Genomic DNA, 14202 nt, shown 5'->3' on the forward strand with positions numbered 1-14202 from the left:
CTTTTGTGAGTTACTAAAGAATATGCGACATGGCCAATAAACAAAAAAGCGACCAAAAAAGAAGTGCCGAAATAACCAGGCGCTATTTCGATTTTATAGACAGGCATACAAACGATGTCAGCAGCGGCCGTGTTTCCGAATTCATGGAACTAAACCAAATAGCACGCGAATTGGCCGTTTCACACAAGCACCTCACAGACAGCGTCCAAAAAGAAACACAGCACCACCCCTGTCATTTTTACGACACAAAAATTATCGAAAAAGCAAAACAGCTCATGGCAGATCCGCAGCTCTCTATTGCGCAAATTGCACTAGCGCTAACCTACGACCCTTCCAATTTTTCTAAATTCTTCAAAAAGTTTACAGGAGAGACACCCGGAGCATTCAGAAAAAAGCAAAAAATAAACAACACCTAAAGTTCCGAAAAGTTCACCACATTTCAGTCATCGATTTTCCGCTCCTTTACAGTAGTAATAATCGTAAAACAATCAATGACCATGACAAGAAATGATCTAAACGGAAAAGTAGTTTTAATTGCCGGAGGCGCTAAAAACTTAGGAGGCCTATTAAGCCGCGGTTTTGCCGCAAAAGGCGCAAAAGTAGCCCTACATTACAATAGCAGCAGCACCCAAGCAGATGCCGAAAAAACACTGGCAGCCATTCAAAAAGCAGGAGGCGAAGCCTTTTTGTTTCAGGCCGATTTGACAAAAGTTGAAAACATCAAAAAGCTTTTCGAAGCAACCAAAGCCAAGTTCGGCGGTATCGACATTGCTATAAACACCGTAGGCATGGTATTAAAAAAGCCTTTTTTAGACACTACCGAAAAAGAATACGACACCATGTTCGACATCAACTCAAAAGTAGCCTATTTCTTTATCCAAGAAGCAGGCAGGACGCTTAATGATAACGGCAAGATCTGCACCATTGTCACCTCGTTATTGGCAGCCTACACCGGACTGTACTCTACCTATGCCGGAGCCAAAGCTCCCGTAGAGCATTTTACCAGAATGGCCTCAAAAGAATTCGGACAGAGAGGCATTTCCGTTACAGCCGTAGCCCCAGGCCCAATGGACACGCCTTTCTTTTACGGACAAGAAGCCCCAGACGCTGTAGCCTATCACAAATCAGCCTCAGCCCTAGGCGGCCTGACCGACATTAAAGACATAGCCCCATTAGTCGAATTTCTAGTAAGCGACGGCTGGTGGATCACAGGCCAGACCATTTTTGCAAATGGCGGATATACTACAAGATAATAACAAAAAAAACCAGCAGTAGTACTGCTGGTTTTGTTATAACGCTCCTCAACTATTAATACTATATTTGATTGATAAACTAAAAAAGCTACCCAATGGAAAAGATTTTATTATCTCTTCCAACCTTTAGCTCTTAATTTATATCTTAGTTAAAAACAGCTTTTAATAAATAATTCGATCAAAACATGAAAACACTTTCTTTAATCACATTGCTGCTACTCACGAGCCATAACCTCCTAAGCCAAGAAAAAAATTTTATTGACCATCCGTATATAGAAACCACGGCAAATTCAGACACTTTAGTAGTTCCAGACAATATTTATATCACCATAGTTTTAAACGAAAGCGACAGCAAAAACAAAAAATCTACCGAAGAATTAGAAACTACACTAGAGCAAACACTTAAAAAATTAAATATTAATACGCAGAAGGATTTGAGTCTTTTGGATTACAGCAGCGATTTTAAAAAATACTTCCTTAAAGGGCAAAATATCTTAAAATCAAAAAATTATTCCTTATTGGTTCACGATGCTGTTATTGCAGGCAAGGTTCTGGCAGCACTTGAAAATGTTGGTATCTCTAACGTCGAAATTGCCAAAACAGAATATTCCAAAGCAGAAGAACTGGTTGAAAATCTAAAATCTTCGGCCATATTAAAAGCAAAAAAATATGCCAATAAGCTAGCCAATCCTATAGGACAGAAAGTCGGAAAGGCAATTTTTATATCAGACACTTCATCAACACCTTTTAATCTTCAAGGTCAAGTCGCTGGCATACAAATTAGAGGTGCTGCAAGTATTTATGGCAACAGGGCTACAGAACCTATTTTAATAGACTTCCAAAAATTAAAATTCGAAACACAAGTGACAGTACGATTCACATTAGAGTAAAAAAATCATTTATAACTTTATGTTTGACTACATCCTAAACAACATCGCACATGATTGAGTTTATCGTAACTGAGGGCTGGTGGATCACAGGCCAGACCATTTTTGCAAACGGCAGATATACCACGAGATAGCAACAAAAAACCAGCAGTAGTACTGCTGGTTTTTTTATTAAATCATTAACCATCACTTCACTTTCAACTTCCAACTTCCAACTTCCAACTTTCGACTTTCGACTTTCAACTTTCGACTATCAACTATCAACTATCAACTTTTACAATAATTCCCTAGCTTTACTACAAATTAAATTACACAAATGAAAAACCTTTGGTGTTGGCGTTGCCAGATGGAAGTACCTATGCTCGATGAAGAAGAATATGCAATAGCAGCAAAGCTATATTCTCAAGGCTTCGAAAAAATAGAATCAGGCAAGTCAAGAGAAGAACGGTTCAAGCCGATGCTTGACTACTACAACAACCTTACGGGATTTGAAGAAACAGAACCAAATGCAATACTGCATCATCGAATCGAACAATATGGCCCACCCTGCGAAAACTGTGGCAAGCCCTACCGCACGCCTCTAGCTTCTTTTTGTGCGGCCTGCGGAAACAAAAGAGTACTCCAAACAAATTAAAATTAATCACCACAAACTATCAACTTCCAACTATCAACTATCAATTATCAACTACTCATAATAGTATCATCTTTTTATGAAGAATCTATTCCTAATTACACTCTTTCTTTTTGCAAGCCTAATTTATGCAACAGAACAAATTCCTGATGTCTTAAAATACAACGGAAAAGAATACGAACTAAGAAGCTTCTCTCCCGCCCATAAATATTTTCAAGACAAGGGATTTCAACCGCCAAAAGAAGCAATTCAAACAACGGGCAATCAAAAAATTTTTCTATTCACGTACGAAATAATCAACGAAAAACTTTACTTGACAGATGTTGAAATCCTTCTACTGGAACCAAATAAAAAATACCCCAATATGACAGATCTCAATTCAAAAAGCATTTTCAAAGAATACTTCCCGCATGAAGACAAAATACTAATGGATGTCTCCAAAATAACAGTTATTCCATACGGAGATCTAATAGAAGAAGATTCTTGGTCAGACGGATATTATAAAAACTATTTGATATTTGAATTCAAAAGCGGAGAAATAACAAAAAAATTAGATTTAAGCAAGCAAGAATATATAACCGAATCAAAAAAACAGTTTAAGCTATTCAAAACAACCAAAGAATATAAAGAAGTCAAAAAAGACATAAAAGCAAAAAAATCAGTAGATTTTTTTAATGAATTTAGGCCAAAAAAACTTCAGGTAAACATCAATCAATATATAGAAAGACATATATTTTATAAAATCAAGCATATACAATAGACTATCTTTTCGACAAACAAAAAACATTGCCAAAAGCACAGTTGTTTAATAACCTCTCAACTTTCAACTTTCAACTTTCAACTTTCGACTTTCAACTTTCAACTTTCAACTTTCAACTCCTCACCTTCCTAATCACAATTTTTCCCCTCCCTACGCTCACCTTCACGCTGTCGCCTTCATAAAAGCCGCAGTCTTGGAGCCATTTCCCCTGAATCCTGATTTCCGGAAAAAAAGCGATGCGCCGATACGCCCTTGCAAAACCTTTACTAAAAACCGTAAGGTAACGTTCTTTCCCTTTTTTATTTTTGTTGCTGTTTGGTGTAGAATTTTCCATATCGTTATCATTTAATACGCCAAAGCAACAAAAGACCAAAAGCATAATCAAGTGGGCAAAAGCATACATTATTCTAAAGCAAAGAATATTTCAGAAACAATATTTGTTTATATTTAACAAAAATTTATACATACAGTTATGATACACAACAACATGCCAAACAAAAAAATACACCAAGGCCGAAACATCAAACGCTTTCGCGAAATGCTTGGCATCAAGCAAGAAGCCCTAGCTTTTGAGCTGGGCGAAGACTGGAACCAAAAGAAAATCTCTCTCCTGGAACAAAAAGAATCCGTAGAAAAGGATATTTTAGAACAAGTGGCTAAAATCCTGAAAGTGCCTACCGAGGCTATTGAGAATTTTGATGAGGAACAGGCGGTAAATATTATCTCAAATACATTTACAAGCAACGATACATCTACCTTAAATGCTATAAATATTCAACCAACATTTAATCCTCTTGATAAAATGGTTGAGCTTTATGAGCGTATGCTTCAACAGCAAAAGGAAATGATTGAGAAGTTGGAGAAGCTGATTGAGAAGAAGTAGTTTTTATTATCTAAAAGCCAAACTAAAATTATGAAAAATAAAGATTACGTTCAAGGCGCATTGTTTGAAAAAGACTTCTTAGTGAGAACATTAGGAAATTTAGCCAATCAACCTGACATTGCTTTAACTGAATTAATTGCAAATGCATGGGATGCTGGTGCAACGGAAGTCGAAATTTTTATACCTGAAAAGCATGGTGAACTTTTAACTATTAAAGACAACGGAACTGGTCTTACACAAGAGGAGTTTAAAAGTCGTTGGATGAAACTTGGTTATAATAGATTAGAAAATCAAGGCAAAAAAGTTGTATTTCCTAGCGGTGTTGATTTTAAAAGATATGCATACGGAAGAAATGGCGTTGGTAGACATGGTTTATTGTGCTTTAATGACGAGTATACTGTTATTACTAGTAAAAATGCCATTCAGTCAACTTTCCAAATAACTACTCAAAGTGAGAAAGAACCTTTTGTTATAAAGGAAGAATCACGCAAAAAAGCTACTTCACAAGGAACAACATTAGAAGTTGTAGTAACAAAAAATCTACCTAAATCAAGCGAAATTAATGATATTATCTCTGCTAGATTTTTGCATGACCCTAATTTTAAAATAACTATCAATCGAAATATTATTAATCTTGCTACACATGCTGGTTTGATAAAAACGATTGATTTCCCTTTTGAAGATTATAATTTTAAAATCCATTTAATTGACACAAAAAAATCCAGAAAAAACACCTTATATCAAGGAGTTGCAATTTGGCAATCAGGCAGATTAATTGGAGAACCTTCATGGGCATTAGGAGCAAATATTATACTTGATGGTAGAACACAAGAAGCAAAGAAATATTCCATTGTTATAGAAACTAATGACTTAGAACAATATATTAGAGAAGATTGGTCAGGCTTTAAATATCATAAAAACTTGAATTTAATCTTTTCAAAATTGGCAGATAGAGTTACCGAGATATTTTCTGAAATAGCGATTGAAAATATTGAAGACACTAAGAAAAGTGTCAAAAAACTATATCAAAATCAATATAACTCATTGAGTCCATTAGCCAAATATGAATTTAATGAGGCTCTAGAACACATTGCAAAAACTAACCCTACAGCAAAGCAAGATTCAATTAATCTTGCAATGGAAACCTTAATAAACTTGGAAAACACAAGAGGCGGAAGCGAACTTTTACAGAAGCTTTCTACTTTTAAATCTGAAGATGTTGAGGGACTAAACAAACTGTTAGATAACTGGACAATAAAAGATGCATTAACGGTATTAGATGAAATTGATAAAAGAATATCTGTTATTGAATCTATTCGAAAATTATCATCCGATAAAACTGTTGATGAATTGCATGTACTCCACCCTTTAATTGCAAGTGCCAGATGGATATTTGGACCAGAATTTGACTCTCCTGAATATTCTTATAATAATCAGTTACATACTACAGTAGAAAATGTTTTTGGAAAAAAAATAGACAGAGGTATTTTTAATAACTATAAAAAAAGACCTGATATTGTTGTAATGGGCGATTCTACTTTTTCAATCAACTGTACTGATGATGTTGACACTGATTCTGGAATATCTAGTATCAAAAAAATTCTGATTATTGAATTAAAACGAGGAGGTTTCAAAATTGGAAGAGATGAACGTAATCAAGCAGTGACTTATGTTGAAGATTTCATGAGTTGTGGAACTATCATAGGAAATCCTTATATAAATGCATTTGTTGTTGGAGAATCATTTTCTGAAAAAATCCAACCTATCCAAGCAATTAAAAATGAAAATCAAGTAGAAATGGGGAAAGTCCAAATTTGCCTATTCTCTCAAATTGTAGATTCATCCGAAAGAAGACTTTTTAATTTAAGAAGCAAACTATCAGAAAGATATTCTGAATTTACAGATAGTGACATCTTAACTCAACAAACAAAAGCCGCGATATAATTAAAAATGGAAATTCTAAGCATCATACTTGAAATAGCACTTCTCTTGGGTGGTCTCTATTTATTTTTTACTGTTAAGAACTTATTGCCAAGTTATTTTTCTGAAAAAGGAAAAAATATGGCAACAAAAGAAGACATTGAAATAATTACAGAAAAAATTAAAACTGTTGAAAGCAATATCAATGTCTTAACAGGTAACATTGTTGATTATAATTCAATAAAACGAAAAATAATTTTAGATTACTTCGCAGCCTATAATAATTGGGATAGAACAATTACAAATGCTGATTTAGACTATTCAGAAAACTGTAATGAAATTAATAGAAAAAGATACGAGGAGATTGCTCAAGCAAAACATATGTATAACTTGAAGGAAGGAGAAATTGAGTTATTCCTCCAAGAGAATGAATTTTATGAAACACGTGGACCCTTAACTATTCAAACGCTAAAATATCAACAACTTTATGATATTACAGCTACAAAGCTGAATCGTATAATCCAATCCAATCAAGATAATATTGATGACAAAACTTATGAAGTGCTATCTGAGTTTAGAGCTGAGTCAATTAAAATGGTAAAAGAAATTCAAAGACTTCGCAAACCACTTATTATACTCCTTGAAAAATATCTTTCTGACATGATGAAAAAATGACTTGAGTAACAAAAAATAAATAATCTAAAATGTGATTTTTTAAAATATTGACTGTATGTATTTACTAGATGGAAGCAAACTAGAATTAGGAGATATAATATTGATTAAATCAGAATCAAGAATCTCTCAAATGGTAAGAAGATTGACAGAAAGTCAATTTTCACATGCTATGCTTTATGTCGATGTTAGGAGTATTATTGATTCTGATGGCTATGGTGTTCAATCAAATAACTTACAAAGACTTCTTATTGAGAGCAAGGATGATGCAGTTGTTTTAAGAATAAAAGATGAGAGTAAAAAAAGACTGATAATTAAAGCAGAACAGTTTGCAAGACAAAAAATCGGCACAGAATATTCAACAGATGAGGCTAAAATAGCAATTATATCAAAAGAATTGGAGGCAAAAGAACCTAATAGACAGTTTTGCACACGATTTATTGCACAAGCATATGAAAACGCAGGAATAAAATTAGTTCAAAACTCTGATTATTGTGTGCCTGAAGAATTATTAAAGTCTGAAGAACTAACGGTTATAGAGAATCCGTTAAGAGAAGCATCTCCAAAAGAAATTGAGTTTGCAAAATCTGAAAATCCTTTAGCAAAACAAATGGAAATACATAATAGCATTTTCAAAAAGGCTAGAGAACTTTCAGGAGAAGACATTCAAACTTTTGAACAAGTAAATGACTTGATTATTCAAAAACCTGAAATTGATGCGGAGCTAACAAAATTTGTTATTGAATCTGGCTATTTAACAATGATGGAAAGTGATATAGAAAAAAATCCATGGCATTATGACGCTGAAAAAATGATTGAACACTATAGAAATCCTAAGCAATTAGCTGGCTCAGCAATGTTCTTTGCTTCAACTGAAAAGAAAACAAGAGAGAGATTAGATATGACTATTTATACGTTGATTCAAATGAACAAAGATTATCCAAGAGAATACTTTAAAATGGAAATCGAACTTTATGAAAAATTAATTGGCTTTAGTCAGCAAAGAGAAACTGAAGCTATAAAAGTTCTTAAGCATTTAGAAAAGTAAAATTTAAAATACGAGATATTGAATGAAACTACCAGAACCAGTTAGTAGAACTTTTACCGGACTTATTGCCGATATCGAAAATGGACAAATAAAAATACCTCAATTTCAAAGAGAATTTGTTTGGGATATTAATAAGTCTGCTAAACTAATGGATAGCATCGTTAAGGGTTATCCAATAGGAACTTTTATATTTTGGAAAACTAACGAAAGACTTCGTGCGGTTAGAAATCTTGGAGATTCTGATTTACCAGAACCAGATGAAGGAGATTTCATTGATTATGTTCTTGATGGGCAACAACGTTTAACAAGTTTATTTGCAACACTAAAAGGACTAAAAATAGAAAGAAACGGGAAAGTTGATAATTATGATGAAGTATATATAAATCTTGATGCAGACGAAGATGATGAAATAGTTATTATAGATAAAGAAAATTATGACCAAAGTGCACTAATTCGCCTAACAGATTTATTATATGGCCCTTTATCAATATTGTTTGGGTTCAACGAAAAATATCATTCAAAACTTCAGGAATATAAAACAAGGATTGAAGCATACAGCTACTCTATTATTTTAATTCGTGATGCAGAACTTGACGTAGCAACAGAAATTTTCACAAGAATAAATGAAGGAGGAAAAGCCTTGACGGTTTTTGAAATAATGGTTGCAAAAACATTTGATGCAAAAAAAAATTTTGATTTAGCTGAAAAATACGATGCGTTAATAGAGAACCTTTCAAGCATTAATTATGAAACAATTTCAGATGCTACCGTTTTACAGACTGTTTCAATCTTACTAGAAAAAGAATGTACCAGGAAAACCATACTAAAACTAGATAAGAAAAAGTTTATAGAAATTTGGGATAATGCCGTTGATGCTATAGAAAAAGCTGCTGAATACTTCAAAGGATATTACAGAATACCTGTTTCTCAACTTTTGCCATATAACTCTTTAATAATTCCTTTTTCGTATTTCTTTTATCACCATAAGGATAAACCAACAGGAATTAAACAGAAATACCTACAAGATTTCTTTTGGAGAGTTTCACTTGCTACACGCTATTCTTCTGGTGTTGAGGGTAAAATTGCACAAGATATTAAAAGGATTGATAAAATATTAAATGAGGAACTTCCTTATTACGATTGGACTATAGATTATTCTGTAAATAAATTGGAACAAAGTGGCTGGTTTAGTACTGGAAGTAGCTGGATAAAATCCTTGCTTTGTATTTATGCCTACCAGCAACCCAAATCTTTTAATGATGATTCTATTGTGAATATCAGTAATGATTGGTTAAAGCAGGCAAATAGTAAAAATTATCATCATTTTTTTCCAAAAGCATTCCTTGAAAAAAAGATAGATTGGGAACATAAACAATTTTGGATAAATCACATCCTTAATATTACAATAGTAGATGACTTTTTAAATAAAAGAGAAATTGCAGCAAAAGCACCATCTATTTATATGAAGAAGTTTAATTCGCAAAATACTGAGATTAAATCAACGATGAAAACTCATTTAATTGGTGATTTGGATAAGTTTGGTATTTGGGAAGATGACTATGGAAAATTCCTCAAACAGCGAGCAAAATTACTAAATAAAGAAATTAGTAAAAGAATTATTCCACAAGAAGCAGATAATTTATCAGAAGAATTAGAATATTTAGAACAACAAATAGATAATAGCTAGTATTACGTAATTATTCATCTATTCCCTTTTTTTATGTTGAATTTCCGTAAGAGATAGCAGCTCAGAGCGAGGATTTATAGCATATAGCCCGGACCCAACGCATCACTACTTGTTGTGCGACTTCGGCTATATGCTATCGCTACATTATTTTGTAGCACATTTTGGCCTTCAAGTACATTACCACAGCAGAGATTTGCAATCTTTACTAATACCATAATCCGCGCCCTTATCAAAACCCAACATCACACTTCACACAACAACAATCAAAAAACTTGCGATTAATGGCACAAAAAGAGCCCATTTATAACTTCAAAATCGCGTTTTTTACCCCTTTTTTCTTTTACCATTTTCCCACTTACACCAAAAAAACGACCACTTACGCCCAAAATCGACCACTTATTACTTCTTGCTAGGACTTCTCAAAAAAAAATAAAAAATTAGCATCACAAAACTTGGTCATGTATTTAATCCTATCTCTCCAAGTTTTTAAGAGGGCGGCGGAGCATCATTTTTAGATTTTGAAGGCATAGATATTCTCAATAGCTCCGTCGTCGTCTTTTTTAAGACATAAACACACAAGTGCAAAAAGGTTATAGATATATTTAGCGAAAAGTCTGATGCAATCCTCTAGATACTAAGATGTCGGCGGAAGAAATAAGGTTCTGGGCAATGAATAGTATGTAATTCCGCCGCATCTTTTTTAAAAGATTTTGATTATTAACCGTTAAAACTTCATACTATGTACAACAAATTAAAAACGCTATTCCTTTTAGGCGTACTGTCTCTTTCAATTTCTTGCAATAATGAGACAGACGAAACGATCCAATCAAAAGAAAATCTTGAAATCGTAAGCAAGAAAATTCTAGACGATTCAATAAAAGCTTTTGAAATAGATGCAAAATCTGGCAATCTTGATCCAGAAATAAAAAACTGGAAAGAAGCAGTAGACAAGCAGGATTTTGTCTCTGCAGAAAAACATCAAAGCGCAATAGACAAAACGTTAAATGAGCTCTACGACAAGTATAAAAAAGAAAAGGTAGAAGAGTACATACAGATACTTCATGAAATTGAAATGGAAGGTTTAGGAACCCATGATGGCGATCCGTGCACTAGAAATAGAAACGGGACAATTTATTTAGGAGCTTGTTCTTTTTGGCAAAAAGTAAGCTTATTTATGAGTTTTAGATGTTCTGGATTGCCAAGAGATACTCCGGCACAAATTGAATCTTATCATGATTGCTTGCAGTCAAATATTTGCAATACATGTAAATAAGTAATAGTATACCTATGAAAACAAAAAAAGTAATTCTATATATAATTCTCGCAGTCTTGTTTATATATCTAATATTCGTAATAAAAAATGCAATACAGATATACGACGCATCTACATTGACCCCGAAAGAATTTCTAGAAAAATATAAAGATTAAACATTCTAAACAACAGATAATGAAAGCCAAAAAAATAATACTATACATAGTCTTGATTTTACTCGCCATTTACTTAGTCATTGCAGTACCAGAGGCTATCAGAAAATACGACGCGACCCGATTAACCCAAGACGAATTTTTCGAAAAACACAAAGACTAGACAAAATCCAAACCCTCCAAAAAAGAAAAAGTAATTTTTAAAAACCGAGATAGTATGGAAAAACTAACTAGAAACTACAGCGTAAAAGACGTAGACATGATCATCACGGCATCTACAATCATCAAAAATGCCATCAGCCAAAAAAACTTCCTGCAGTCCAAACGTTCCAGCTGGAGCGGCACCTATTTTGAAGACCTCGAAAACAGGATAGACGCCATAGCCGCAGACTACCTTGGGGCAGACAATGCCCGCGAGCTCCGCATCTCGACCGCTGCCATCTACGAAGCCCGCGACAGGGCCCACAAGCTCGCCTCCGAAATCAAGGTACAGATAGAAGAAGACTTCCCCGCAGAAAAAACCGAGATGCTCCGCACCCTGGGCTACACCAGCTATTTTGCAAAAGCGCGCCAAAAAGACCAAGAAGCCCTCATCAACCTGCTCTTTCAGTTCAAGGCCAACCTTACGCCCGCCCTCAAGGCACAAATGACAGCCAATGGCATCTTGCCGACAGACCTCGATGCCTTGGCAGCTATGGGAGAAGAGCTCAAGGCCCTCGACACCGTGCAGGAAGCCAAAAAAGGTGCCCGCCCTATCAACACCGAAGAAGCCGTAAGAGCCTTTAACGACATCTACGAACAAGTCATGGCAGTCGCCCGTATCGCCTCCCGATTTTATAAAGACGACAGGCCCCGCCAAGACCTCTTCAGCTTCTCCAAAATCGCAAAAGCCATCAATACCCATAATAACACGCCTAAATAAAAACCATAAATCCCGCTTTTGGCGGGATTTTTTTGTCTTGTCGATGCAGAGTATCACACTATAATCAATAACAACCAGACAAAGTAAGATATCAAGAGAGATAGATTTACATAAAGAGTTTTTTTATTAATTTCGTCCAGAAAAGCATGCCTATTTTTAATTCATTTTCAACACTTAGCTTCTTTATTATACTATAAAAAAATGAAACACATATTTTCACTCGTAGCATTATTCTATTCAATAACAATTTGTTATTCGCAAAATAAAGAACTAACTGGAAAATGGATTCTAGTTAAGACCATTTATAATGATGGCAAAAACATCGAAATCAACAACCCCACTTTATTCACAAGAATTGGTGTATACTATTAATCCGAATAACTTAAAAATCAATAGTCAAAATTTTAAGGCAACGTTTACATCAAATAAAATCATTACTCCTTTTCGAACTATCAATTATGCCTTTGAAGAAAAATATTTGATTGCTTATGATGAAGGAGATAATAAGACAAGCTTTTTCCTTCCTGTAAATGAGTACGTCAAGACGTATCCCGAATTTTCATTAAAAGAAATTGAAAGAAACGGAAATACAGTATACCTAGACAACAAACTATCAGGATACGAATTTAATAACGAATTAGATCTTGATGAATTTATTAGTAACAACAAAAAAGATAAAGATTCAAAAGTTATCAATAACCTATACTTTCAGATAGAATTTATCTTAACAAGCAACAACAAAATTAAAGACATAAAAGTTTTAAATTCAATCAACCCTCAGCATGATACTGATTATATAAATACTTTAAAAGAAGCCGAAAAATATTTAAAAAACATTTCTGGTAAAGACTTATTGATTGTAAATGAAGTACACCATGCCAAATTTAGACAAGATCTAACCGACAAAAACGAGAAAAAATTTTATGAATTGATGGTAAAAGGAGGTGATTATTACAGAAATAATAAGTTTGAAAAAGCGATTGAAACCTTATCGCAAATAAAAGACATAGACATAAAAAGCAACAACTTTAGAATGTTTATTCGAGAATATAAGAAAAAGCTTGGAGTGTCATATTTAGCTATTGGAAAAACCGAAGAAGCTTGCCAGATTTTTAATCAGATTGGCGATAAGACAGATTTCGAAGTCAGAAATTATTTGATTGATTTCTGCGAAAAAAAATAAACAGTTACTATAGCACTTACAATTGTATAAAGTGTAAAAAATGCAGACATAATGAATAAATTTCTATATAGTATTCTAATTTCTTCTTCCCTTCTTAGCTGTAAAAAAGAAAAAGTAGACATACAAAAACCGACTAAAACAGAGCAGATTTATGCTGAAAACAACTACGGACAAATAGGAATTACAGAAAAAATAGGATTAAAAATATATTCTGACAGTTCCTATTTATACGTAAAATTCAAACAGGATTATGATAACTCTGAAAAAATAGAAAGATATACAGGAAAGTTTAAGATTATTAACGACACTATGCTATTTTTTCCCTCTAATTTCAAACTAAATAATTCAACAAAGGCAGTCATAAAAAACAATTTTGTAGAATTTGTAGATGGTAAATTTCCATTAAAAATCGAGATAAAAACAAATGCACAAAAGTCAAAAAATAATTTGAATTTTGAGAAATTCAAAGATTATGCGGTTTTCACATTCAACGAAAAACATTATGGCTCTAGATATTATGGTTATAAGCCAAACTCCATAAAACCCTATGATTTAAAACAGACAGAATTAGAAGAAGTAGACAACATAGTGAAGAAATGTTTTGCAAAAAACAATTCTTCACTAAGAAATATAAACGATTACGTCAAGCAATGTATTCCTGTAATAAACTCGAAACAAGAAGTAGAAGTTTGGATTAGTTGCTATTGTAAAGGAAACCATGTAAATGAGAATTATAAATATTTCACGATCCGTATGCATGATGGCGGAAATTGTAATATTCATTTCAAAATAAATCTAACAAAACATGCTTACTCAGAATTAAACATCGCTGGAGACGCATAAATTCGGATATCTTAAGTAAAAAAATCCCGCCAAAAGCGGGATTTTTTTTGTCCCAAACCCACGCCTTTCAAAAATTATTGTATAAGAA

General features: G+C 33.6%; 16 protein-coding genes and 1 pseudogene. 16 read left to right on the forward strand and 1 reads right to left on the reverse strand.

Going from position 1 to position 14202, the window contains the following annotated elements:
* Positions 1 to 29: 29 nt before the first annotated feature.
* The 6 genes and pseudogenes from GGR22_RS02390 (at position 30) to GGR22_RS02415 (ending at position 3531) form a co-directional block, all read left to right on the forward strand.
* Positions 30 to 416, forward strand: coding sequence for a helix-turn-helix domain-containing protein (locus tag GGR22_RS02390; protein WP_182492413.1), 387 nt, complete (start codon positions 30 to 32; stop codon positions 414 to 416).
* An 81-nt stretch (positions 417 to 497) separates the two neighbouring features.
* Positions 498 to 1253 carry an SDR family oxidoreductase gene (locus GGR22_RS02395; protein WP_182492414.1) on the forward strand — a complete coding sequence of 252 codons (756 nt, stop codon included), beginning with the start codon at positions 498 to 500 and terminating at the stop codon, positions 1251 to 1253.
* 185 nt (positions 1254 to 1438) lie between these two features.
* Entirely contained in the window at positions 1439 to 2143 is a 705-nt protein-coding gene (locus GGR22_RS02400; RefSeq protein WP_182492415.1) for an SIMPL domain-containing protein, read from the forward strand.
* 50 nt (positions 2144 to 2193) lie between these two features.
* Positions 2194 to 2274 (forward strand): annotated as a pseudogene (locus GGR22_RS17125) (SDR family oxidoreductase); the annotation flags it as partial.
* A 182-nt stretch (positions 2275 to 2456) separates the two neighbouring features.
* Positions 2457 to 2774: a hypothetical protein gene (locus tag GGR22_RS02410; protein ID WP_182492416.1), complete on the forward strand. Its 318-nt coding sequence runs from the start codon at positions 2457 to 2459 to the stop codon at positions 2772 to 2774.
* A gap of 76 nt (positions 2775 to 2850) precedes the next feature.
* The gene (locus tag GGR22_RS02415) at positions 2851 to 3531 is read left to right on the forward strand and encodes a hypothetical protein (protein ID WP_182492417.1); all 681 of its coding nucleotides are present in this window, start codon (positions 2851 to 2853) and stop codon (positions 3529 to 3531) included.
* 112 nt (positions 3532 to 3643) lie between these two features.
* On the opposite strand, the gene GGR22_RS02420 is transcribed toward GGR22_RS02415, so the two are convergent.
* Positions 3644 to 3865: a SymE family type I addiction module toxin gene (locus GGR22_RS02420; protein ID WP_182492418.1), complete on the reverse strand. Its 222-nt coding sequence runs from the start codon at positions 3863 to 3865 to the stop codon at positions 3644 to 3646.
* A gap of 138 nt (positions 3866 to 4003) precedes the next feature.
* Between GGR22_RS02420 and GGR22_RS02425 the strand changes: the two genes are divergently transcribed.
* From GGR22_RS02425 to GGR22_RS02470, 10 genes are all read left to right on the forward strand, one after another.
* On the forward strand, positions 4004 to 4414 hold the full coding sequence (locus GGR22_RS02425) for a helix-turn-helix domain-containing protein (protein ID WP_182492419.1): 411 nt from the start codon (positions 4004 to 4006) through the stop codon (positions 4412 to 4414).
* 30 nt (positions 4415 to 4444) lie between these two features.
* Complete coding sequence (locus GGR22_RS02430; protein WP_182492420.1) at positions 4445 to 6358, forward strand: ATP-binding protein; 1914 nt, start codon at positions 4445 to 4447, stop codon at positions 6356 to 6358.
* Positions 6359 to 6364: 6 nt separating this feature from the next.
* Positions 6365 to 7009 (forward strand): hypothetical protein, encoded by a 645-nt coding sequence (locus GGR22_RS02435; RefSeq protein WP_182492421.1) that lies wholly within the window; start codon positions 6365 to 6367, stop codon positions 7007 to 7009.
* 55 nt (positions 7010 to 7064) lie between these two features.
* Positions 7065 to 8054 carry a YiiX/YebB-like N1pC/P60 family cysteine hydrolase gene (locus GGR22_RS02440; RefSeq protein WP_182492422.1) on the forward strand — a complete coding sequence of 330 codons (990 nt, stop codon included), beginning with the start codon at positions 7065 to 7067 and terminating at the stop codon, positions 8052 to 8054.
* Between the two features lie 22 nt (positions 8055 to 8076).
* Positions 8077 to 9741, forward strand: a complete 1665-nt coding sequence (locus GGR22_RS02445; protein ID WP_182492423.1) for a DUF262 domain-containing protein — start codon at positions 8077 to 8079, stop codon at positions 9739 to 9741.
* A gap of 739 nt (positions 9742 to 10480) precedes the next feature.
* Positions 10481 to 11014 (forward strand): hypothetical protein, encoded by a 534-nt coding sequence (locus tag GGR22_RS02450; protein WP_182492424.1) that lies wholly within the window; start codon positions 10481 to 10483, stop codon positions 11012 to 11014.
* A 174-nt stretch (positions 11015 to 11188) separates the two neighbouring features.
* Positions 11189 to 11329, forward strand: a complete 141-nt coding sequence (locus GGR22_RS02455) for a hypothetical protein (RefSeq protein ID WP_182492425.1) — start codon at positions 11189 to 11191, stop codon at positions 11327 to 11329.
* Positions 11330 to 11383: 54 nt separating this feature from the next.
* On the forward strand, positions 11384 to 12088 hold the full coding sequence (locus GGR22_RS02460; RefSeq protein ID WP_182492426.1) for a hypothetical protein: 705 nt from the start codon (positions 11384 to 11386) through the stop codon (positions 12086 to 12088).
* 307 nt (positions 12089 to 12395) lie between these two features.
* On the forward strand, positions 12396 to 13271 hold the full coding sequence (locus GGR22_RS02465; protein WP_182492427.1) for a tol-pal system YbgF family protein: 876 nt from the start codon (positions 12396 to 12398) through the stop codon (positions 13269 to 13271).
* 51 nt (positions 13272 to 13322) lie between these two features.
* On the forward strand, positions 13323 to 14114 hold the full coding sequence (locus tag GGR22_RS02470; protein WP_182492428.1) for a hypothetical protein: 792 nt from the start codon (positions 13323 to 13325) through the stop codon (positions 14112 to 14114).
* Positions 14115 to 14202 lie beyond the last annotated feature (88 nt).

Source organism: Flavobacterium gossypii (assembly GCF_014138495.1).
GTDB classification, from domain to species: Bacteria; Bacteroidota; Bacteroidia; order Flavobacteriales; family Flavobacteriaceae; genus Flavobacterium; species Flavobacterium endophyticum.